At 66.7% G+C, this 22392-nt stretch carries 16 protein-coding genes; 9 read left to right on the top strand and 7 right to left on the bottom strand.

All coding sequences use genetic code 11. From position 1 onward, the window contains the following. Positions 1–15: 15 nt before the first annotated feature. The 3 genes from NX780_RS08365 to NX780_RS08355 all read left to right on the top strand — a co-directional run bounded on the left by NX780_RS08365 (position 16) and on the right by NX780_RS08355 (position 4404). On the top strand, positions 16–1713 hold the full coding sequence (locus NX780_RS08365) for a carbamoyltransferase family protein (protein ID WP_258827407.1): 1698 nt from the start codon (positions 16–18) through the stop codon (positions 1711–1713). Beyond that, entirely contained in the window at positions 1710–3065 is a 1356-nt protein-coding gene (locus tag NX780_RS08360; RefSeq protein WP_258827406.1) for a N,N-dimethylformamidase beta subunit family domain-containing protein, read from the top strand. The genes NX780_RS08365 and NX780_RS08360 overlap by 4 nt, the downstream gene beginning before the upstream one ends. 286 nt (positions 3066–3351) lie before the next feature. Then, on the top strand, positions 3352–4404 hold the full coding sequence (locus NX780_RS08355; protein WP_258827405.1) for a glycosyltransferase family 9 protein: 1053 nt from the start codon (positions 3352–3354) through the stop codon (positions 4402–4404). A 155-nt stretch (positions 4405–4559) separates the two neighbouring features. Here the strand turns inward: NX780_RS08355 and NX780_RS08350 are convergent, their stop codons facing one another. From NX780_RS08350 to NX780_RS08325, 6 genes are all read right to left on the bottom strand, one after another. Then, positions 4560–5741 carry a glycosyltransferase family 9 protein gene (locus tag NX780_RS08350; protein ID WP_258827404.1) on the bottom strand — a complete coding sequence of 394 codons (1182 nt, stop codon included), beginning with the start codon at positions 5739–5741 and terminating at the stop codon, positions 4560–4562. Positions 5742–5773: 32 nt separating this feature from the next. Continuing rightward, positions 5774–6619 (bottom strand): glycosyltransferase family A protein, encoded by an 846-nt coding sequence (locus NX780_RS08345; protein ID WP_258827403.1) that lies wholly within the window; start codon positions 6617–6619, stop codon positions 5774–5776. Continuing rightward, a complete protein-coding gene (locus NX780_RS08340; protein ID WP_258827402.1) occupies positions 6616–7242 on the bottom strand; it encodes a DUF4254 domain-containing protein in 627 nt (208 codons plus the stop codon). The genes NX780_RS08345 and NX780_RS08340 overlap by 4 nt, the downstream gene beginning before the upstream one ends. A gap of 187 nt (positions 7243–7429) precedes the next feature. Continuing rightward, the gene (locus tag NX780_RS08335; RefSeq protein WP_258827401.1) at positions 7430–8584 is read right to left on the bottom strand and encodes an MFS transporter; all 1155 of its coding nucleotides are present in this window, start codon (positions 8582–8584) and stop codon (positions 7430–7432) included. 598 nt (positions 8585–9182) lie between these two features. Further along, the gene (locus NX780_RS08330; protein ID WP_258827400.1) at positions 9183–9608 is read right to left on the bottom strand and encodes an organic hydroperoxide resistance protein; all 426 of its coding nucleotides are present in this window, start codon (positions 9606–9608) and stop codon (positions 9183–9185) included. 221 nt (positions 9609–9829) lie between these two features. After that, positions 9830–10846: a LacI family DNA-binding transcriptional regulator gene (locus tag NX780_RS08325; protein ID WP_258827399.1), complete on the bottom strand. Its 1017-nt coding sequence runs from the start codon at positions 10844–10846 to the stop codon at positions 9830–9832. A gap of 232 nt (positions 10847–11078) precedes the next feature. Here NX780_RS08325 and NX780_RS08320 point away from each other — a divergent pair, with 232 nt between their 5' ends. The 6 genes from NX780_RS08320 (at position 11079) to NX780_RS08295 (ending at position 20612) form a co-directional block, all read left to right on the top strand. Then, positions 11079–13553: a TonB-dependent receptor gene (locus NX780_RS08320; protein WP_258827398.1), complete on the top strand. Its 2475-nt coding sequence runs from the start codon at positions 11079–11081 to the stop codon at positions 13551–13553. Positions 13554–13638: 85 nt separating this feature from the next. Then, a complete protein-coding gene (locus tag NX780_RS08315; RefSeq protein WP_258827397.1) occupies positions 13639–14988 on the top strand; it encodes a GH1 family beta-glucosidase in 1350 nt (449 codons plus the stop codon). Positions 14989–15030: 42 nt separating this feature from the next. After that, on the top strand, positions 15031–16104 hold the full coding sequence (locus NX780_RS08310; protein WP_258827396.1) for a glucokinase: 1074 nt from the start codon (positions 15031–15033) through the stop codon (positions 16102–16104). Continuing rightward, positions 16091–17428, top strand: coding sequence for an MFS transporter (locus NX780_RS08305; protein ID WP_258827395.1), 1338 nt, complete (start codon positions 16091–16093; stop codon positions 17426–17428). The genes NX780_RS08310 and NX780_RS08305 overlap by 14 nt, the downstream gene beginning before the upstream one ends. Continuing rightward, positions 17425–19626, top strand: a complete 2202-nt coding sequence (locus NX780_RS08300; RefSeq protein WP_258827394.1) for a heme-degrading domain-containing protein — start codon at positions 17425–17427, stop codon at positions 19624–19626. Before NX780_RS08305 ends, NX780_RS08300 begins: the two co-directional genes overlap by 4 nt. Then, positions 19626–20612, top strand: coding sequence for a Gfo/Idh/MocA family protein (locus NX780_RS08295; protein WP_258827393.1), 987 nt, complete (start codon positions 19626–19628; stop codon positions 20610–20612). Before NX780_RS08300 ends, NX780_RS08295 begins: the two co-directional genes overlap by 1 nt. Here NX780_RS08295 and NX780_RS08290 read toward each other — a convergent pair. Next, a complete protein-coding gene (locus NX780_RS08290) occupies positions 20594–22369 on the bottom strand; it encodes an ABC transporter ATP-binding protein (protein ID WP_258827392.1) in 1776 nt (591 codons plus the stop codon). The two genes, NX780_RS08295 and NX780_RS08290, sit on opposite strands and share 19 nt — an antisense overlap. Positions 22370–22392: the final 23 nt, after the last annotated feature.

Genomic DNA, 22392 nt, shown 5'->3' with positions numbered 1-22392 from the left:
CCACTGGAGAGGACCATGGATGATTTTCCTATTGTGCTCGGCATTAACCGGACCCAGGATGCCAGCATCTGCCTGATGCAGGGCTCGCATCTGGCCTGGGCCATCCAGAAAGAACGCCTCACGCGGCGCAAGCACCACTGGGGCAAGCCCGGCGACCTGCGCGACCATTATTCCCCGCGCCTGCCCGGGCTCGACCGGCCGGTCGACATCGTGGTCGAATGCTTCTCCTCCGACGAGGAAGTGCGGCAGCTGCCGCTGTACGAGGAAGAACTGGCCGCCACCCTGCGCCTGGCGCACGGCGCGCGGCGGGCCCGCATCTCGCACCACCTGGCCCACCTGTACAGCGTGTTCCACCCCTCCCCTTTCGAGGAGGCGGCGGTGATGGTGATCGATGGCCAGGGTAGTCCGGTGGCCGACTTCACCGAACACTGGAGCGGCGCGACCGAGACACCGGGCGACTGGCGCGAGGTCTCCTCCTTCTACACCGCCACGCGCGCGGGAGGCGTCAACTGTATCGGCAAGCAGGTCCGGCCCCCTGACGGCGGCCGCCACGACGACGAGCGCCTGGTGGGCCTGGGCATGTTCTACTTCCTGCTGACGCAGGCGATCTTCCCCGGCGAAGGAAACGAAGGCAAGGTCATGGGACTGGCGCCCTACGGCGACCCGGACGCGCTCGGCCTGCCCGCGCTCGATGTCGAGGGCATGGCCGTCGGCATTCCCCAGGCCTGGCGCTCGCTGCTGCGCGAGCGCAAGCGCTTCCGCTTCGGCAGCCTGGATGCGCGCTTCACCGACTGCGCCAACCTGGCCGCCGCCGGCCAGCGCGCCTTCGAAGAGGCCCTGCTGGGACTGGCGCACTGGCTATACCGCCAGACCGGCGCCGAGCACCTGTGCTTCGCCGGCGGCACGGCCCTGAACTGCTCGGCCAACGCACGCCTGCTGCGCGAGACCCCGTTCCGGCGCGTGTTCCTGCCGCCCGCCCCGAGCGACGCCGGCACCGCGCTCGGCTGCGCGGTCTACGGCCTGGCCGAAGTGGCCGGGCAACGCTGCGACTTTCGCTGGAGCGCCGACTACCTCGGGCCGCCACCCCAGCTGGCCGATATCGAGGCCGCGCTGCAGGGTGCCCAAGACCTCGTCATCGAACAGCCGCGCGGGCGCGACGCCCTGTGCGCGCGCATGCTCGACCTGCTGTGCAGCGGCCGCGTGGTCGGTCTCTACCAGGGCCGCAGCGAATTCGGGCCGCGGGCGCTGGGGCACCGCAGCATCCTGGCCGACCCGCGCCGCGACCGCGTGCGCGACTGGATCAACGCACGCGTCAAGGGCCGCGAGTGGTTCCGTCCCCTGGCCCCGGTGGTGCCGGAAGAACGGGCGCCGGCCTATTTCGAACTGAGCGGCCCTTCTCCCTTCATGCAGTTCGCCGCCCCGGTGCGTCCCGAGATCGCGCCGATGCTGCCGGCCATTACCCACGTCGACGGCACCGCCCGCCTGCAGACAGTGAGCCCCAGCGACGACCCGCTGCTGCGCGCCCTGCTGGCAGGCTTCGAGGTGCGCACCGGCGTGCCGGTGCTGCTCAACACCTCCTTCAACGGCCACGACGAACCCATCGTCGAAACACCCTTCGAGGCCGTGGCCGCCTTCCGCCAGATGCCCCTGCATGCGCTGGCGATGCCGCCCTTCCTCGTCACCAAGCGCCAAGAGCCGGAGCTGCCCGCATGATCCGCGGCTACCCGGGCCGCCCCGGCGTGCAGGCCGGCGAGCCGCTGACCCTGCACGTCGCAGGCGACGAGGCGCGTTTTCGCATCGCCATCCATCGCTGGGAGGACGGGCTGGTGCCGGTCTGGCGCAGCAGCTGGCTGCACGCGGAGCAGGCGCCGGAGGGCCGCGCAGACGAAGACTGGGAATGGCCCGCCTACCGGGTCGAGACCGATGCCGGCTGGCCATCGGGCGTCTACCTCGCCCATTTCGAGACGCCGCAGGGCATGCCCCTGCGCCTGTCGGCCGACTGCGGCGCCGCACTGTTCGTCGTGCGCGGCGAGCAGGCGCGGCAACGCATGCTGTACAAGCTTCCCGTCGCCACCTGGCATGCCTACAACAGCAGCGGCGGCGCCTGCTTCTATACCAATCCGCCCCGCTCGGCGCAGCCGCCGGGGGCACGGGTGTCACTGCGCCGGCCGGGCGGCGGCATCGGCGGCGAGACCTGGGGCGCGCCAGACCACTACGACTGCCGTTCCGCGCGCCAGACCTTCGCCCACTGGGACGCCCGTTTCATCCGCTGGATGGCGAGAAATCGCTATGCGGCGGATTTCTGCACCGACCTCGACATTCACGAGCAGCCCGAGCTGCTACGCGACTACCGCCTGCTGGTGAGCGTCGGCCACGACGAGTACTGGACCGAGCGCACGCGCGACGCCGTCGAAGACTTCGTGGCTGATGGCGGCAACCTCGCCTTCTTCGGCGCCAATCTGTGCTGGTGGCGCATCCATCTGGTCGACGATGCGAGTGCCATGGTCTGCCACCAGGGCAGCAAACGGGGGGCATGGGACCACTGGTGGCCGTCGACGGGAGCCGGGCGCCCGGAGGACCAGCTTACCGGCAGCAGCTACCGGCATGGCGGAGGCTGGTGGGACGGGCCCCGCGATACCCGAGGTTACGTGGTCCAGCAACCGGAGCACTGGGTCTTCGCCGGCACCGGCTTCACCCACGGGGACACGCTCGGACGCGACACCTGGCCCCCGCTGGCGGGCTACGAATGCGACGGCGTGCCAGTCGACCATGTCGCGCCCGATGGCACGGCCCTGCTCTCGGCCTGGCGCGACGAGGCCGGCACCCCGGACGGCTACCAGTTGCTGGCGGCCTGCCAACTCGACCGGCGCTGGCAGGAACTGCCGCCGCGCGAACGCCATGGTCCCGGCGAAGGCGTGCACCTCGCGGCGATGGGCGTGTTCCGGCGCGGCGGCACCGTGTTCTCGGCCGGCACGACCGACTGGGCCCAGGTACTGGGCGACGCCCGCGACCGGCAGGTGGAACGCATTACACGCAACGTGCTCGATCGCCTCGGCGGCGATTGAGACCGCACCGCTTGCTTGAAGCTTGCAGGAAGCCCCGGCTCGGAACGCGATACGGGTGCCGGGTCGATTCTGGATACGGGTTCGGTGTGGGTACGGGTTTGGATCCAGGTGCGGGAGCGGCCGGAGTACGGGTTAGGTACGAGTTAGATACAGCTTGGGAACGGTTAGGTGTGGATGTAGGTGCGCGTGCAGGTGCGGGGGCGAACGCAGGTGGGTGCGCGTGCTGTCACGGTCACGGTCACGGTCACGGTCACGCAAGAATATCCAGAACAATATTGGGGAACACATGAATCGCCGCTCATTCCTCCAACGTCATGACATTCGCAGCGTCATCGTGTTCCGCGCCCTGCAGCTCGGTGACATGCTGTGCGCAGTGCCGGCCTTGCGCGCCCTGCGGGCCGCACTGCCGGAAGCACGCATCGTGCTGACCGGCCTGCCATGGGCGACGCAATTCGCCCAGCGCTTCCCCTCCTACGTAAACGAATTCCTGGCCTTTCCCGGCCACCCGCTGTTGCCCGAGCAGGCGGTGCGCCACGACGAGCTGACCGCCTTCTACGCCACCGTCTGCGACCAGGGCTTCGACCTGGCCCTGCAGCTGCATGGCAGCGGCGACGTCACCAATCACATCGTCGCCGGCTTCGGCGCGCGCACCATGGCGGGCTTCTCGCGCAGCGAAGCGACCCAAACGGACCGGACCCTGCTGCTGCCCTATCCCGAGGCCGGTGCGGAATCCGAACGTCTGCTGCACCTGTCCGAACGCCTCGGCGCCCCGGCCATGGGCAGCCACCTCGAATTTCCCCTGCGGCGCGATGATGTCGAAGAACTCGAAGCCAGCCAGGTCGCGCCTGAGCTGGAGCCCGGCAGCTATATCTGCATCCACGCGGGCGCACGCAAGCGCGACAAATGCTGGCCCCCGGAGCGCTTCGCCGAAGTGGCCGACCAGCTGCACGCCGAGTTCGGGCTCGACACGGTCCTGACCGGCTCGGCCGACGAAGCCCCCCTGGCGCGCGCCGTCGCCAGCCACATGCGCTCGCCGGTGATCGAAGCCGCGGCCCCGATCTCGATCGGCGCCATGGCCGCCCTGATGAGCCGGTCACGCCTCCTGATCTGCAACGACACGGGCGTCTCCCACATCGCTGCCGGGCTCGGCCTGAACAGTGTCGTCGTGTTCAGCAAGGCCGACATCGCACGCTGGGCGCCGCTGGACCGCCTGCGCCACCGATGCATCTGGGATCCGGCCGCCGAGCGCTCCGCCGTCGTGTTCGAGCATGCTCGCGCACTGCTCGCCGGAACGGCGCCCAGCGGACAGCGCGCGGCGGGAATGTGGCCATATTGGTGAGACCCGCGTACATTCCCTTGTATCGTGCCCCCTCGGATCTTGCCGGCGATGCGACAAGGGCTGGCCCATGTGACGTTGTTGCGTCGTTCTATCGCCGCATGACCGCGGCACACCCACGCCAAAATGGCCTTTCCCTGCTCCGCCAGTCGGTCAAGTTATCCAGCCCCATGGACCGGTACCCCATCGGAGGACCATTCCTTGTGCCGTCGGTCCTGCAACAGTTCCAGGGCCAGGCTGCGCACCTCGTCAACCGTCACCTCGTCGACGAAACTCTCCTGATGCGCGCAGCGGCGCGCGCGGTTGTCGATGCCGCATGTGCGGCAACGGGTCTGCGCGGACACTGCCGCGCGCAGGAGGCTGGGACGCAAGGGAGCACCATCCACCAGGTTGGTATGCCAGAACACCCCGACGGCCGGGGTGCCGATCGCCAGCGCGAGGTGCAGGGGCCCGGTGTCGTTCGAGACCAGCAGCGTGCTACGTTCGAGCAGTCCGCACAGGCCGCCCAGCTGGAGCGCGCCCGCCAGGTTGATCGCAGGGTGGCGCATGCCCGCAATCACCTGTCGCACCAAGCCCACCTCGCCTGCCATGCCATTGACGGCCACGAGGGCGCCCGCCGTCGCCAGCGCATCCCCGACAGCGGCGAAACGTTCGGCTGGCCAGCATCTGCGCGGATCGGACGAGCCTGGCTGCAGCAGAACAAGCGGACGTGTACGGTCCGGCGGCAGGATGCGCGCCGCCTCTTGACGGTCGGCCACCGTTACCTCCAGCTCGCGCGCCATGGGCGGCAATCTGGCCCCCGCCAGCGCGGCGATCTCGAGCAGGGCCAGGCGCCGGTTGCCCGGTTCGACATGGTCGACCCAGCGGTCGAGCGCTGCGGCTCCCTGCGCGCGGGCGCCGATTGTCAGGCGGCTACCCAGGCGCAGGGCGAAGGGATTCGAATAGCGCCCGCCGCCGACCATCTGCGCCACGATGTCGAAGGCCTCGGCGCGCATCCGCGCCACGAAGTCATCGATCGCCCGCTGGTCCGAACACGCGTCTTCCGGCGCGCCGACACCCGCGACCTGCGGCATGACCACGACCCGGTCCACCGGCCCGGGCCGCTCCGCGAGGAAACCGGCATGCCAGGGTTTGCCGAGCAGGACCAGTTCGGCCTGCGGATAGGCCTGCTTCAGTGCGTGCAGGGCGGGCAGCGCAAAGACGAAGTCGCCCACCGCATTCGGACGCAGCACACCGATCTTCACCACGCCACGCAGCCGCTCCCCGCCGTGCGGCCCGCCAGCATATTCGATGTCCTGCCCCACGTGATGCTCCCTGCCCGGCGCCATGCCGCCTTCCATGCCGTCTCTCCTGTCCCAGGCCATCGCCGGCCTCAGTTTTCTTCGGGCCAGGACACGGCCCCGCCCGGGTCCGCCCCCAGCACCCACGGCGCATCGACCTCCCGTCCGGGCAGGGTCGTCGGCAGCTCCATGTGAAAGGCCCCGGAAGGCAGGATCCCGCATCCGCCGAAGCGCGCCATCACACGCAGCTGCGCCAGCACGTCTTCCCCGCAGTGTTGGGGCGGCAGGTCGGGCCAGAAGTCGAAACCGCCTGCGGCGCGCAGCCTGGCCGTCTCGTACAGCACGCAGCCGCCCACCCAGGCGACGCGGTAGGCGCGCGCTTCGGCAGGCGAGGCGTGCAGGCGCTGCTGCAGGTGGAAGAGGTTGGCCGCGCTGTGCAGGTGGTGGCGCCCCCATGCGGGCCCGCCCGGCGCGACGAGTTCCGGCTCCACCCTGCCCTCCCAGAACGCCACCGCTTCCTGCGCCGGCCGCCGTTCGCCGAGGTAGCTCAGCCCATGCACGGCGCTGCCGGCGAAGCCGCAACCGTGCTGCGCGAGCAGCTCGCGCAGGCGCCGCAGCAGCCACGGGGCAAGGATGACGTCGTCGTCGACGAACAGGCAGTAGCGCGCATGGGCCTGCGCCAGCAGGAAGGCGCGCTGCTCGGCCATGCCGCGGCGCGGCAGGTGGCGCCAGGCGTCGACCGGGCGGCCGCTGGCCTGCAGCCAGCGCAGCACCGCCACCACCTCGGGCTGGCGCAGGGCGCTGCTGTCTTCGCTCTGGTCGGACACCACCACCCGCAGGTCCGGGTAGTCCTGGGCGCCGATGGTGGCCAGGGTCACCGCCAGCGCCGCCGGCCGGCCGCAGCTCGGCACCAGCACGTCGATGCGCGGCAGGCTCAAGCCAGCCCCTTGCCGTCCTGCGTGCCGGCGCCCCCGTACAGGTAGGGGTTGAGGGCGGGATCGTTGTACATCTTGAACTGGCGGTAAACCTTGAAGTAGGACTGCCCTGCGCGCGCTTCATGCAGCAACTGGTCGAGGCAGGCGGCGAGGTCGTGGCGCTGGTTGATCAGGCGCTGCAGCCGCGCGCTGCAGGCCTGCACGTGCTCGCGCCCGGCTTCGCTGCGCTCGGTCTGCAGGCGCATGTGGTGGATCTTGAGTGCGAGGATGGACAGGCGGTCGATCATCGCGCCCGGCGTCTCGCTCGACAGGCGCGCGCCGGGGCCGGGCGGGTCCAGGCCCAGCAGCGCCAGCAGGGCTTCGTCGATCTCTTCGACGGCGTCGTTGCGTTGCTGGTTGTAGCGGTCGATCAGGCGCTTGCTGGTGGCGATCTCGATCGAGGGCACGTCCACGCGGCGTGCGCGGTCTTCTTCCTGCCACAGGAGGCAATTGCAGCGGTGATTGGCGTGGATGGCGCGCCAGGGGCCGGACAGCTCGGTGATCTGGCGCGGCGCCGGCCAGCCGGGACGCGCGAGTTCTTCGTCATGGAACGCTGTCACCGCGGCCGCATCGATTGTGCTGGACATGAACACCCCCTGGAATGTGCGAACCCTTCTTGGAGGCGGCGGGCCCGGCGAAGTTCTTCCAGTGCCGGGCTGGCTTGGCGCGGCGCAAACGGAGCAAAAAAAACGCAGACGGCCTTGCGGGCGTCTGCGTTGGAAGGCGGCTTGCGCCGCGCGAGGAGGGGTGCCGGCGGGCCGGCGAATCTCTTGCTTACTTCAGCAGGCGGGTACGGCTGGCGACCATGGCGATGACCAGGGACAGGCCGCCGACGTAGGCCATGGCTGCCTTCATGCCGACGAAGTGGGCGACGGCGCCGATCACCGGCGGGCCCATCAGGCTGCCGCTGTAGGCCATGCTGGCCACTGCCGCCAGGGCCATCGGACCTTGGGCGCCGGCTGCGCTGAACACGAAGGGGAACAGCAGCGACAGGCCGAGGCCGGCGATCGCGAAACCGACCAGGGCGACGTAGGCGTTCGGGGCCACGACGGCGAAGAACAGACCGCTTGCCGACACCATCGCACCGAGGGTGACCAGGCGCTGGGCGCCGAAGCGCACTTTCAGCTTGTCGCCAACCATGCGCGACAGCAGCATCATGACCGAGAAGGAGGACAGGGCCAGGGGCGCCAGGCCGTCCGACGCGCCGAAGTGCTCTTTCAGGAACACGCCGCTCCAGTCGGCGATGCTGCCTTCCGACATCGAGCCCAGGAAGCCCAGCAGGCCCAGCAGTGCCAGCGGACCGCGCGGCAGCGAGAACGACTTCTTCTCGACCTTTTCGACGCTGTCGTCGGCGTCCATCATGGTGAACGCGCCCCACAGCACCACGGCCAGGGGACCAGCCAGCATCAGGAAGTGGGTTGCCGGAGCGATCTTCATGCTGGCCATCAGGCTGCCGAGGGTCGCGCCCGCCAGGCCACCGGCGCAGCCGATACCGTGCAGCATCGACAGTTCCGACTTGCCGGTGAGCTTTTCACGCTTGGTCGCGGCCGAGTTGATGGCGACATCGAAGGTGCTCGCGGTGATGCCCAGCATCAGGACCGACAGCATCAGGCGCGGCACGGTCGGCGCCATGCCGATCGAGACCAGTACGCACAGCAGGGCCATGCCCGAGATCAGCAGCGACTTGCGGGCACCGAAGCGGCCCATCAGGAAGGACGAGATCGGGTAGGACACGACGGCGCCGAGGCCGCCGCACAGCAGGACCATCGACAGGGCCGAGTGCGACACTTGCACACGCTCGGCCAGCGCCGGGATACGACCGGCCCAGGAGCCCATGATCAGGCCGAACAGCGCGAACAGGACAGGCAGTGCGTACTGCTGGGTTTGCGCGAGGGAGAACGAACGCTGAGAAGAAACAGTGGTTTGCATTGCTAAGAAGATTGTTAAATTTTTTCGGTGGAGTTTCTTAAGTGCCAGCCGATCCTGACCGTTTAAATTAATTCGTCAGGAAGCTGATGGGAGGCAATTTTAACGACCGGAAAAATTTTTTGTTTGCCGCGCGGAAAAATATTTCGGAGCGTTGTTTTACGTCGACGCAAAGATGACAACTTCCTTGGCGAACAGCTATCGAAGCGGACAAATCCACCGTATTCATGGCCGAAATTCGGCTAAATGTAAGCAAATATTGCTGAGCTCGCGTGACTCGCGCACGAATCAGGGCCAAGCAAGTCCTTGGTAATTGGTAAATAAAATGGAATTCAAATCGGCCGAGAGCAATAAACATTGGGCCAAATGGAATAATTAAACCGACAAGAAATCGATATATTCTTCAGATTATTTATATCCCTTATTTGCGACGCCTATTACCTGCGATTAATATCTGAACTGTGAAATACTGAAATAGCTCAGCTCGGTAGATGAGGAATACCGGGACATCAGCGAACGCGTTGCCAAAAAATGCAGAAAGCCAGCCCTGCCGGTATGCCGACAGGGCTGGCTTTCCTTTTCCGGCAAGCCGGACCGTGCTTCAGACGAGCTGCAAGGTCACGTCGATGTTGCCGCGGGTAGCGTTCGAGTAGGGGCAGACGATGTGGGCACGCTCGATCAGGGTGCGCGCCTCTTCTTCCGGCACTCCCGGCAGGCTGATCTGCAACAGCACTTCGATGCCGAAGCCGGTCGGGATGGGGCCGATGCCGACACTGCCCTGCACCGACACGTCCGGCGAGATCTTCAGCTTGTCACGCGCGGCCACGAACTTCATCGCGCCCAGGAAGCAGGCCGAGTAGCCGGCGGCAAACAGCTGTTCAGGATTGGTGCCGTCGCCGCCCGCGCCGCCCAGTTCCTTCGGGGTCGACAGCTTGACGTCGAGCGCATTGTCGGAGGAGACGGCGCGGCCGTCACGGCCGCCGGTGGCTTTGGCGTTTGCACGGTAGAGGACTTTTTCGATTGCCATGGTGATGCTCCTTGTCTGTTTGGGCGATGCCCATGATTAAAACGCTATTGTATAGCGCGCTATATAACACTGGCGGCGCACGGGATGAGTTCTTCCCTTCCCGTTCAGCTGCCATCTGCTGAACACGGAGCCATAATACATAGCACGCTATTTAATAGCAAGCGATATTTATCATTTCATGCGAAATGCATGAATTGGCGCCACAGGATGCGGACCAAGCCTCAGATGCGGCGCACCGACTCGCGCACGATCAGGCTCAGCGGCGGCATGTCCATGCCCGGCTGCCCGTGGCCCAGCATGGTCAGCATCATGCGGCCGATATTGGTGCCCACCTCGTAGAGCGGCTGGCGCACCGTGGTCAGGGGCGGCGTCGTGTACATCGAGCTGTGCAGGTCGTCGAAGCCGACGATCGAGATATCGTCCGGCACCCGGATGCTGCGGCGGTAGAGCGCCAGCCGCGCGCCATAGGCGGTGAGGTCGTTGCCGGCGAAGATGGCGGTGAAGCGCTGGTTCGAGGCGAGCAGCTGGTTCACCGCCAGCAGGCCGCCCGACTCCTGGAAGTCGCCCGGCACCGTCAAGTTCGGGTCGACCTCGATGCGGTGCTTCGCGAGCGTGTCGCGGTAGCCGGCCAGGCGTGCGCGCGCATCCTCGTGGTCGGCCGGGCCGGTGATCATGGCGATGCGCCGGTGTCCCTGTTCGACCAGGAAGTCGACCGCTTCGCAGGCGCCGCGGTAGTTGTCGAGGCCAAAGCTCAATACCCGCTCGCCGGCCACCTTGCGGCCAAAGGCGACGATGGGCACGCGGCGCGAGAAGTCGAGGATCTGGCGGTCGCTCATATTCCCGGTCAGGATCGCCACGCCATCGACGCGGCGCCCGATCAGCAGTTCGACCCGCTCGGCCTCCTCGTCCGCATGCCAGTGCCCGCTCATGATGAGCAGGGCATAGCCGGACTCCTTGACCGCATCCTCGATGCCGACCATGGCGCGGTTGAAGTAACCGCTCTCGAGCGACTGGGTCAGCACGCCGATGGTGCGGGTGCTGCCCATCTTGAGGCTCTGCGCCAGTCGGTTCGGCTTGTAGTTGAGCTCTTCGATCACGCGCTCGATGGTGCGGCGCTTTTCATCGGAGACCTTGGCGGTGCCGTTCAAGAAACGCGACACCGTGGCGGGAGAGACGCCGGCGGCGCTCGCGACCTGGTTCAGGGTGGTGGTGCCGCTGCTGCTCTCGTCGTTCTTCATGAGTGATATGCCGGTCGGATGACAGACCCCAGCTTACCACGCCATGAAAATCTTTCATAGCTTTTGCACTAACGCAAACAGAACGCTCGTTCATTAACTTTTTTAAAATTTCGTTTGACATCTGCTCCGAAGCAGATTTAGCATGAAATCGTTTTCAAGATTTATGAAACCGATTTCTTGAAACATCTGCATACGAGCAATAAAACAAGATAATTCGAATATTGGAGACAACATGGAAACCTCTGCACCGCAGCGTCGCGGCGTCACGCGCCCGAGTTTGAGCCTGACCTTCGCCCCCATCCAGCTGGCCGTCCTCACCTTTGTCGCGGGCATCGGCAGCGCATCCGCCCAGACCGCAGCCGACATGGCCCGTCCGGGCGACGCCGCCAACCCCGCAGCCGCCACCAGCCCGGCCGCTACCCCTTCTCCGGCGGTGAACAGCAACGGCATGGCCGAAGTCATCGTCACCGCCACCAAGCGCTCGACCTCGCTGCAGAAGACCCCGATCGCGATCACCGCCCTCTCCGCCGCGACCCTGGCCGACAACCACGTGCAGACCATGCTCGACGTGGTCCAGCTGGTGCCCGGCTTCCAGGCCACCGCCCAGGGCGACCACGGCGTCACCACCATGACCCTGCGCGGCATCGGCAACGACAGCGCCAAGACCCAGTACGCCGACCCCGAAGTCGCCTCTTTTGTGGACAACGTCTACTCGCCGCGCGCGGAAGGCGCCACCGCCCTGATGTTCGACGTCGAGGGCATCGAGGTGCTGCGCGGCCCGCAGGGCACGCTGTGGGGCCGCAATTCCACCGTCGGCGCGGTCAACATCCAGACCGTCAAGCCGGAGCTGGGCAGCCGCGCCGGCTACGTCGAAGGCGGCATCGGCGACTACAACCGCTATGGCATGCGCGGCGCCGTCAATATCCCGATCTCGGACAATGCCGCGCTGCGCTTCGCCGTGGTCCATGAGCAGCACGACGGCTACGTCGACTACCAGAAATTCCCGGGCGTGCCGGAAGCCCAGCAGCGCGCCGCCTATCTCGCCGCGGGCGGCGACCCGGCCAAGTTCCGCCTGATCAACCCGAACGACTTCGCCGTCGGCGACAGGAAGTACAACGCCCAGGACCAGACCGCCGCCCGCCTGAGCCTGCTGTGGCAGATCACGCCGAACGTGCGCTGGAACATCGCCTACGAAAAATTCGACGACCGCGGCACCCCGAGCGCCAACCTGATGCAAAAACCCCGCCCCGGCCAGGACCACTGGTCGATTCTGAGCGACAGCGCCCCCTGGATCGACCGCACCAGCCACAACGTGCGCAGCCGCCTGAGCTGGGACATCGGCCAGGACATGGCCCTGCACTACGTGGCCGGCTACTCCAAGTACAAGGGCACGATGCGCTTCGACCAGGACGGCGGCGCCAACGTGCCGACCTCGGTCATCTCCGGCGCCGTGTGGCAGGAGCACACCACCACCGACTCCGACTACCGCAGCCACAGCCATGAACTGCTGCTGCAATCCACCGGCACCCGCACCGTCGACTGGCAGACCGGCCTCTACTACGGCGCCGAGAAGAACAGCATCCGTTTCGACATCCCGATCATGAACGGCACCAAGGACAGCGGCAGCGTTGCCTGGCAGGGTTCCTTCGTCCAGCCGAAGGAAACGGTCGACTCGGCCGCCGTCTTCGGCCAGGCCACCTGGAACGTGTCCGACAAGCTGCACCTGACCGGCGGCGTGCGCTACACCCACGACAAGCGCGAGAACATCGGCGGCCGCGCCTACACCTGGCGCAGCGCCCTGAACGCGCCCGGCATCCCGCTGAACCCCTCGATCGATCCGCGCACCCATCCGGGCCTGGCCGAAGACGTGCCGGGCAACGACGGCAAGTTCACCGGCAGCAAAGCCACCTGGCTGGCGCGCGTGAACTACGACATCAGCAAGGACCACATGGTCTACGGCAGCGTCTCGACCGGCTACAAGTCCGGTGGCACCCAGGACCGTGGCCTGACCTACCAGCCCGAAACGCTCACCAACTACGAGATCGGCTCGAAGAGCTCGTTCAATGGCGGCGCCGTCAAGGTCAACAACGCCCTGTTCTACATGGACTTCAAGGACTTCCAGTTCAACTCGCCGGTCAACTTCTCGGACGGCAGCCGCGGCCTGTCGATCGAGAATGCGGAAGGCGCCGAAGTCTACGGCCTGGAGACGGAGATCGCGGCGCGCCTGAGCCCAAGCGACCGCCTGTCGGTCAGCTTCGCCCTGCTGAAGACCAAGCTCGGCGCCCTGATTGCCGGTTCCAACGACTACACCTTGCCGAGCCCCTGCGCCGCCAAGCCGGAGTTCGACCGCTGCCTCGACGTGACCGGCAACACCCTGCCGCACGCGCCGCGCTTCTCGACCACGATCATGTACCAGCACACCTTCAACCTGGCGAACGGCGGCACCCTGGTGCCGCGCGTGACGGCGCACTACGAGACCGACGCCGAACTCTCGGTGTTCAACTACGGACCCGAAGACCGCCAGGAAGCCTGGGCCAGCGCCGACCTCGGCCTGCGCTACCAGAACAAGGGCTGGTGGGTCGACGCTTTCGTCCGCAACGTGAACGACAAGAAGATCAAGACCAGCGCCTTCAACGGCTTCGGTCCATGGCTGGCCCAGTACAAGCCGCCACGCACCATCGGCATCAACACCGGCTTCGATTTCTGATTCCCGCCTATCGAAGTCGGGCAGCACGGCGGGCCGGGACAGCGGTTCCGGCCCGCCGTTTTTTCACCTCGATTCACAACGCTCCATGACCCAACGTCCAATGTTTACTTCCGCCTTCGACAGCGTGCGCGATTTTCCGACCGACTTCACCTGGGGCATCGCCACCAGCGCCTTCCAGATCGAGGGGGCTTCCCGCGCCGACGGCAAGGGAGCCTCGATCTGGGACACCTTCTGCGCCACCCCGGGCAACATCAAGGACGGCAGCGACGGGAACATCGCCTGCGACCACTACCACCGCTACCGTGAAGACGTGGACCTGATGGCCAGCCTCGGCGTCGACGCCTACCGCTTCTCGATGGCCTGGTCGCGCGTCCAGCCCGACGGCAAGGGCGCCTGGAACGAGAAGGGTTTCGATTTCTACGACCGCCTGCTGGACGCCCTGGCCGAAAAAGACATCCGCGCCCACCTGACGCTCTACCACTGGGACCTGCCCCAGGCCCTGCAGGACGGCGGCGGCTGGCTCAATCGCGAGACCGCCCACCGCTTCGCCGACTATGCCTATGAAGTCACGCGCCGCTTCGGCAAGCGGATCGAGGCGATCGCCACCCACAACGAACCCTGGTGCACGGCCAACCTCGGCTACGGCAACGCCCAGTTCGCGCCCGGCGTACGCGACCTCAAACAGTCGATCCAGGTCTCGCACCACCTGCTGCTCTCGCACGGCCTGGCCATGCGCGCCATGCGCGCCATCGGCAGCCCGGCGAAACTCGGCATCGTGCTGAACCAGTGGACCGCCGACCCGGCCACCGATTCCCAGGCCGACCGCGACCTGGCCGCCTTCGAATACGCGCGCTCGACACAGTGGTTCATGGACCCGATCTTCAAGGGACACTATCCGGAACTGGCCCTGCGCGTGCATGGCGCCAACGCGCCGCAGGTCCAGGAGGGCGACTTCGACATCATCAAGCAGCCGATCGATTTCCTGGGCTGTAACTACTACTTCCGTTCCTGGTGCAGCGCCGACAATCCACCGAAGCCCATGCCGGGCAAGCACGGTTTCACCGACATGGGCTGGGAGATCTACCCCGAGGGCCTGCCGGAGCTGCTGCTCAAGCTGAAAAGCGAATACGAGCTGCCGCCGATCTACATCACCGAGAACGGCATGGCTGCGCCGGATGTGGTCGAAGGCGGCCAGGTGCACGACGCCCAGCGCATCGCATTCGTGCGCAGCCACCTGGAGGCCCTGCATGCGGCGATGGTCCATGGTGTCGACGTCAAGGGTTACTTCCTGTGGAGCCTGTTGGATAATTTCGAATGGAACTCGGGCTACGCCAAGCGCTTCGGCATCGTCCACGTCGACTATGCGACCCAGAAGCGCACCTTGAAGGACAGCGCGCTGTGGTACCGGGAATTCCTCGCCGCACGCGGGGCATGACCCCACGCCGGCAGGCGACATAAAACAATAGCAGGAGGAGACATGCACGATTACATTCCAGGCCGCGTGGATGCTTCCCCGCGCCTGCTGGCCGACATCGGCGGCACCAATGCGCGCTTCGCGCTCGAGACAGGCAAGGGGACCATCACGGCCATGCTGACGCTCCCCTGCGCAGACTATCCGCGCTTCGAGGACGCAGTGCACGCCTATCTGGCGCACTTCGACGCGCAGGTGGAACATGCCGTGATCGCGATCGCCAATCCGGTCGACGGCGACGCCATCCGCATGACCAACCACCACTGGGCTTTCTCGATCGCCGGCGCGCGCGCCGAGCTGAAACTCGAGACCCTGCTGGTGGTGAACGACTTCACGGCCCTGGCCATGGCCCTGCCGGTGCTGGCAGCCTCCGACCTGGTCCAGGTGGGCGGCGGCGTGGCACGTGCAGGCAGCGCCATCGGCCTGGTCGGCGCGGGCACCGGCCTGGGCGTGTCGGGGCTGGTGCCCAGCAATGGCCGCTGGGTGCCGCTGCACAGCGAGGGCGGCCACGTCGCCTTCTCTCCGCTGGACGAGCGCGAGGTCGACGTGCTGCGCTATTGCTGGCGGCGCTTCGACCACGTCTCGGCCGAGCGCTTCGTCTCCGGTCCCGGCATCGCCCTGATTCGCGAGGCGCTGGCCGCCAGCCGCGGCGCCGATCCGGCGCCGGGCTTGAGCCCGGCCGACATCGTCACCCGTGCGCTCTCGGGCGCCGATGCCCTCAGCCGCGAAGCGGTGGACTGCTTCTGCGGCATGCTCGGCACCGTGGCCGCCAACCTGGCGGTGACGCTGGGGGCACAGGGCGGCATCTATATCGGCGGCGGCGTGGTGCCCAAGCTGGGACCGTATTTCGCCGACTCGCCTTTCCGTGCCCGCTTCGAGAAGAAGGGCCGCTTCAGCGCCTTCACGGCAAGGATCCCGACCTGGGTCATCACCGCGCCCTACCCGGCCCTGAGCGGCGCGTCCGCCATCCTGTCCGACCACCTGGCGCAGCATCCGCCGGTGCATGCACGCCGCCGCCTGCGTTCGGCCCCGCCCGCAGCCCTGCACCAGCAAGGAGAGCGTGATCATGCGCAGCGCTAAACCGGCGGTCTCGCCACTGCTCTGGGTGCCGACCGGCTACTTCACGATGGCCCTCGGCTACGTGATGCTCACCAGCGTCACCGCCATCATGTTCAAGAACCTGGGCATGGACAACGGCCGCGCCGCGCAGTATTCGAGCCTCCTGATCCTGGCCTACACGATCAAGCCCCTGTTCGCGCCTTTCGTCGAGATGTACCGCACCAAGAAGTTCTTCGTGCTGTGCGCGCAGGTCCTGATCGGCCTCGGTTTCGCCGGCGTCGGCCTGGCCCTCGGACTGCCCGGCTACATGGGCTTCCTGATGGTGGTCTTCTTCGCCCTGTCCTTCATCGGCGCCACCCAGGACATCGCCAGCGACGGCGTCTACGTCACCTCGCTCGACACCCGCGCCCAGTCGCTCTACTGCGGCATCCAGAGCCTGTCCTGGAACATCGGTCCCATCGTCGCCGCCGGCGGCATGGTCTACCTGAGCGGCTACCTGCACACCAGTGTGTTCGGCCATGACCCCAAGGTCTTCGGCCCGGACTGGATCGACGCCTGGCGCGTCATCTTCTTCCTGGTCGCGGGCATCACCCTCCTGATGGCGCTGTGGCACCTGCGCTTCATGCCACAGGGGGCACGCGCCGCCGATACGCCCTCCAGCGTGCGCGACGCCGGCCGCATCCTGCTGGACGCCTTCGCTACCCTGTTCCAGAAGCGCGGCGTGTGGCGCATGATCGCCTTCGCCTTTCTCTTCCGCCTCAGCATCGGCTTCCTCGAGAAGATCGGGCCCTTCTTCATGGTCGATCCGGTCACCAAGGGAGGACTGGGCCTGTCGAACGAGATGCTCGGCCTGATCTACGGCACCTATGGGCTCGCGGCCGTGCTGCTCGGCTCCCTGCTGGGCGGCTGGTACGTGGCCAGGCGCGGCCTGAAATCGACGCTGTTCGTGCTGTGCTGCGCGGTGAACATCCCCAACGTCACCTTCCTCATCATGGCCATCTACCTGCCGAGCAGCCTGCTCGCCATCACGCTTGGCGTCGTGATCGAGAAATTCTTCTTCGGCTTCGGCGCGGTCGGCTTCATGATCTACCTGATGCAGCAGCTCGCGCCCGGCAAGTACACCACCACTCACTATGCCTTCGGCACCGGCCTGATGGCCCTGAGCGGCATGGCCACGGGCGTGGTCAGCGGCCACCTGCAGGAGATGATGGGCTACGTCAGCTACTTCGTGTTCGTGATGGTTGCAACGATTCCCTCCTTCCTCGCGACCTGGTATGCGCCTTTCCACCACGACGACGGCAGCACGCCGGCGGCCGACGCGCAGGCGAAGGCGGTGCCGGCATGAAGCGCCTGATTCTGCTCCTCCTGTGCGCCACGGGTGGCGCCACGGCCGCCCCGGGCATCGTCAAGGTCAACCAGATCGGCTTCCTGCCCGGCTCCCAGAAGCTGGCCGTGGTGCCGCAGGGCGCCGGCACGCGCTTCGAGGTGGTGCCGGCCGCGGGCGGCAAGCCGGTGTTCTCCGGCACGCTTGGCGCGCCGGCAAGGTGGGACGCCTCCGGCGAGACCGTCCGCATCGCCGATTTCACGGGCCTCGTCGCGCCCGGGCAGTACCGCATCAAGGTGGATGGATTGCCGCTGTCCGACGCCTTCCCGGTCAAGCCCGACAACTACCGCGCGCTGAGCGTAGCCTCGCTGAAGGCCTTTTACTTCAACCGCACCGCGATCGCGCTCGCCCCGCAGTACGCCGGCGCCTGGGCCCGCCCGGCCGGGCATCCGGACGACAAGGTCGTGGTCCACGCTTCGGCCGCATCCGGCAAGCGTCCGGCCGGCACCGTCATCGCCAGTAGCCGCGGCTGGTACGACGCGGGCGACTACAACAAATACCTGCCCAGTTCCGGCATCTCGACCTATACCCTGCTGGCGGCCTTCGAGCACTTCCCGCGCTGGTTCGAGCGCCTGGACGTGAACATCCCGGAGTCCGGCAACGGCGTGCCCGACGTCGTCGACGAGGCCATGTGGAACCTCGAGTGGATGCTGTCGATGCAAGACCCGGCGGACGGCGGCGTCTACCACAAGCTCACCAACCTGAAGTTCGATGCCATGGTGATGCCGCACCTGGCGCAATCGGCGCCGCGCTACGTGGTGGCCAAGAGCACCTCGGCTGCCCTCAATTTCGCCGCCACCATGGCGGCGGCCAGCCGGGTGCTGGCGCCGTACCAGAAACAGTATCCGGGCATGGCGGCGAAGATGCTGGCGGCAAGTGAATCGGCATGGAAGTGGGCGCAGGCCAACCCGGCGGTGCTGTTCAAGAATCCGCCGGACGTGATCACCGGAGAATACGGCGATGCCCGCGTGGACGACGAATTCGCCTGGGCCGCGGCGGAGCTCTACATCACGACCGGCAAGGACAGCTACTACACGGCGATGCAGCCGGAGACGGTGTCGAGCACCTACCCTGCCTGGGACGATGTGCGCGGCCTGGCCTGGATGTCCCTGGCCCACCACCGCGACCGCCTGACGCCGCTGGCGGACCGCGGCTTGATCTCGGCGCGCGCGGACGGCCTGGCCGAACGCCTGGCCCGCGAATGGCGGACCTCGGGCTACCGGGTGCCGATGAAAGCGTCGGACTTCGTCTGGGGCAGCAATGCCGTCATGCTGAACCAGGCCATGATGTTGCTGCAGGGCTACCGCCTGAACGGCAAGCGCGACTATCTCCTGGCGGGCCAGTCGGCGCTGGATTACGTGCTGGGCCGCAATGCGCTCGGTTATTCCTTCGTCACCGGCTTCGGCGCGCGTCCTTCCCTGCATCCCCACCACCGCCCCTCGCAGGGCGACAGCGTGGCCGCGCCGGTGCCGGGCTGGGTCACGGGCGGTCCCCAGCCCTTCCAGCAGGACAAGGCCGAATGCCCGCCCTACCCGAGCACCCTGCCGGCCCTGTCCTATCTCGACCACGTATGCAGCTTCGCCAGCAACGAGGTCGCCATCAACTGGAACGCGCCGCTGGTCTACGTCAGCGCCGCCCTGTCCGAACTGACACCGAAGGACCCGAGCATGAGCGACAAGGAGAACACGAGCACGGCGCTGGACCTGCTGCGCCGCCAGGAAGCGCTGTTGCAATTCGAACGCTTCAGCAATGACATGGCGCTCGACATCGGCCTGAAACTGGTCGAGCGGGCGAAAGCGAAGAAGCAGGTGGTCACCGTCGAGATCGCACGCAATGGCCAGGTGCTGTTCGCGCATGGCATGGAGGGGGCGCCACCCGACCATATGGACTGGATCCGCCGCAAGAGCAATCTCGCCAACCGCACCGGCCACAGCTCCTTCTACATCCATACCGAGGCGGTCCAGAACGGTCTCGACTACGACGCCATTCCCAGCTTCGATCCACGGGAGTATGCTGCTCATGGCGGCGCCTTCCCGGTGGTGGTCAAGGGAACGGGCCAGGTCGGCACCATCACGGTCTCGGGATTGCCGGGGCCGGACGACCACCAGCTGGTGGTCGACGTGCTGAAGGATTACCTCAAGGTGAAGGGGGACATCTGATGAAGGACACGGTACGCTGGGGCATCCTCGGCACGGGCGGCATCGCGCGCGCCTTCGCCCTCGGCCTGAAGCATGCGCCCGGCGCGGTGCTGGCCGCGGTCGGCTCGCGCACCCAGGACAGCGCCGACACGTTTGCCCGCGAACTCGGCATCGCGCATGCCTACGGCTCCTACGAGGCACTGGCCGACGCGCCGGACGTGGACATCATCTACATTGGCACGCCGCATCCCATGCATGCCGAGAACGCCCTGCTGGCCTTAGGAGGCGGCAAGGCTGTCCTGTGCGAAAAGCCCTTCACCATGAACCGGCGCGAGGCCGGTGAAGTCGTGGCGCTGGCCCGTGCGAAGGGGCTGTTCCTGATGGAAGCCATGTGGACGCGCTTCATGCCGGCCCTTGCGGAAGTGAAGCGCATTATGGCCTCCGGCGAGATCGGCGCCATTACCCAGGTGCATGCCGACTTCGGCTATTCCGCCACGCTCGACCCCGAACACCGCGTCAACAAGCTCGAGCTGGGCGGCGGCGCCCTGCTCGACCTCGGCATCTACCCGCTCTCGATCGCCTGCGCCCTGCTGGGCCAGGTGGAGAGCGTGCGCGCGCAGGCCGTCTTCACCGATACCGGCGTCGATGCGAGCACCGCCTTCACCATGAAGCACAGCGGCGGCACGCTGTCGATCTGCAGCTGCTCGATGCGCGCCCGCTCGGCCTCGGAACTGGTGGTCTCCGGCACGAGCGGCAGCATCCGCATGCACCGCATGTTCCACCTCGCCGAGCGCATCACGGTGGAGCTGCAGGATGGTTCCTCGCGCACCATCCCGACGCCTTACCTGGGAAACGGCTACACGCATGAGGCCATCGAGGCCGGCCGCTGCCTGCGCGAAGGCTTGCTCGAGCACCCCTGGATGACATTGGACGACAGCCTCAACCTGATGGCGCTGCTGGACGACATCCGTGCGCAGATCGGGCTGCGCTATCCCTCGGACGCTTGAATAGCGCCGGCGGGCACCGGGCGCTCGCCGATCTGCTGGCGCCACATCGCGTAATACAGGCCCTTCTGCGCCACCAGCGCCTCGTGCGATCCGGTCTCCACGATGCGGCCCTTCTCCAGCACGTAGATCGTGTCCGCATGCATGACGGTCGACAGGCGGTGCGCAATCAGAATCGTGATCCGGGTGGCGCTTGAAGAAAGCTGCCGCACGGTGTTCGTGATCTGTTCCTCGGTGAGCGAATCGAGCGCCGACGTCGCCTCGTCGAAGATCAGGAGGCGCGGTGCGCGCACCAGCGCCCGCGCGATCGACAGGCGCTGCTTCTCTCCGCCCGAGAGCTTCATGCCGCGCTCGCCGATGATGGTGTCCAGCCCTTGCGGCGACTTCTCGACCAGGTTGGCGCAGGAAGCCTGTTCCATGGCCGCCATGATCTGCGCGTCGGTCGCATCCGGCTTCACGAACAGCAGGTTGTCGCGGATGGTGCCGGCAAACAGATTGGTCTCCTGGGTCACGAAACCGATCTGCCGGCGCGCCTCGTTGTAGCGCAGGTCTTCGGTCGAGGTCTCGTTGTAATAGACCTTGCCGCGCGCCGGCGTGTACAGGCCCACCAGCAGCTTCACCAGGGTCGACTTGCCGGAACCGGACGGGCCGACGAAGGCCACGGTCTGGCCCAGCGAGGCGCTGAAGGAGATGTCGACCAGGGAGTCCTCGGACGCGCCCTTGTGGCGGAAGCCCACCCCGGCGAAGCGGATCTGCGTCAGGGGGCCGATCTCGACGAAGTCCTGGGGCCGGCGCTCGATCGGCTTGTCCATCAGGTTGCGGAAGTTGAGCAGCGACGCTTCCACCTCGCGGTGCGCGAGGATGATGTTGCCCAGTTCCTGCAGGGGCGCGAAGATCGCCACCGAAATGAACTGCATGGCGATCAGCTCACCGGTCGACAGCACGTGCCGGAAGATCAGCCACAGCAGCGCGAACAGGATGGCCAGCTTGAGCAGGCTCAGGGTGCTGCCCTGCAGGAAGGAGAGCAGGCGGATGCGCTTCACCTTCTGCATCTCGAGGGCGAAGATGCTGTCGGTCTGTTCGCGCAGGCGGCGGATCTCGGTGAAGGTCAGCCCGAGGCTCTTGATCAGTTCGATGTTGCGCAGCGACTCGGTGATGAAGCCGGAGTTGCGGTTGGTCTCGCGCACGATCGAGCGCTGCTGGGTCTTGATCTCGCGGCTCAGCAGGCCGGTGAGCCCGCCCAGCACCAGCACGCCGACCAGGAACACCGGCACCAGCAGCCAGTGCTTGGTCACCGCGTACCAGACCAGGAAGGACACTCCGACGATCGAGGCGAACACCGTATTGATGAAGGTGTTGATGAAGCGCTCGCTGTCGGCACGCACCTTCTGCAGCAGCGACAGGGTCTCGCCGCTTCGCAGGTCTTCGAACTCCTGGTACTTCAGGCGCAGCACGTGGCGCAGGCCGTCGTTGAAGATCGCCACGCCCAGGCGCTGCACGGTGAGCCTCGTCACGTATTCCTGCAGCGCCTTGGCCAGGCGCGAGAGCAGGGCGACCAATACCGCGAGGCCGAGCAGGCGCAGCACGCCTGAGACGAGTTCCTCGTCGGTCCTGGCGCCGGGGTTGAGCGCGTAGTCGTCGATGATCTTGCCGAAGATGATCGGGTCGACCAGGTTCAGGACCTGCGCCACGCCGGCCAGCAGCAGCGCCAGCGCGGCCAGGCGCCAGTGCGGGCGCAGATAGCTCCAGAGGATGTGCATCTTGCCATCCTACCAAGCCGGAC

It is taken from the genome of Massilia agri (assembly GCF_024753255.1).
Taxonomy (GTDB): Bacteria; Pseudomonadota; Gammaproteobacteria; order Burkholderiales; family Burkholderiaceae_D; genus Telluria; species Telluria agri.
This window is presented reverse-complemented; position numbering and strand designations above follow the sequence as displayed.

Bases quoted from the DNA above. Each gene is read 5' to 3' on its own strand.
- NX780_RS08340 (WP_258827402.1), bottom strand. From the start codon at position 7,242: ATGTCCAGCACAATCGATGCGGCCGCGGTGACAGCGTTCCATGACGAA.
- NX780_RS08350 (WP_258827404.1), bottom strand. From the start codon at position 5,741: ATGGAAGGCGGCATGGCGCCGGGCAGGGAGCATCACGTGGGGCAGGAC.
- NX780_RS08325 (WP_258827399.1), bottom strand. From the start codon at position 10,846: ATGAAGAACGACGAGAGCAGCAGCGGCACCACCACCCTGAACCAGGTC.
- NX780_RS08355 (WP_258827405.1), top strand. From the start codon at position 3,352: ATGAATCGCCGCTCATTCCTCCAACGTCATGACATTCGCAGCGTCATC.
- NX780_RS08290 (WP_258827392.1), bottom strand. From the start codon at position 22,369: ATGCACATCCTCTGGAGCTATCTGCGCCCGCACTGGCGCCTGGCCGCG.
- NX780_RS08365 (WP_258827407.1), top strand. From the start codon at position 16: ATGGATGATTTTCCTATTGTGCTCGGCATTAACCGGACCCAGGATGCC.
- NX780_RS08330 (WP_258827400.1), bottom strand. From the start codon at position 9,608: ATGGCAATCGAAAAAGTCCTCTACCGTGCAAACGCCAAAGCCACCGGC.
- NX780_RS08295 (WP_258827393.1), top strand. From the start codon at position 19,626: ATGAAGGACACGGTACGCTGGGGCATCCTCGGCACGGGCGGCATCGCG.
- NX780_RS08300 (WP_258827394.1), top strand. From the start codon at position 17,425: ATGAAGCGCCTGATTCTGCTCCTCCTGTGCGCCACGGGTGGCGCCACG.
- NX780_RS08320 (WP_258827398.1), top strand. From the start codon at position 11,079: ATGGAAACCTCTGCACCGCAGCGTCGCGGCGTCACGCGCCCGAGTTTG.
- NX780_RS08315 (WP_258827397.1), top strand. From the start codon at position 13,639: ATGACCCAACGTCCAATGTTTACTTCCGCCTTCGACAGCGTGCGCGAT.
- NX780_RS08360 (WP_258827406.1), top strand. From the start codon at position 1,710: ATGATCCGCGGCTACCCGGGCCGCCCCGGCGTGCAGGCCGGCGAGCCG.
- NX780_RS08335 (WP_258827401.1), bottom strand. From the start codon at position 8,584: ATGCAAACCACTGTTTCTTCTCAGCGTTCGTTCTCCCTCGCGCAAACC.
- NX780_RS08305 (WP_258827395.1), top strand. From the start codon at position 16,091: ATGCGCAGCGCTAAACCGGCGGTCTCGCCACTGCTCTGGGTGCCGACC.
- NX780_RS08310 (WP_258827396.1), top strand. From the start codon at position 15,031: ATGCACGATTACATTCCAGGCCGCGTGGATGCTTCCCCGCGCCTGCTG.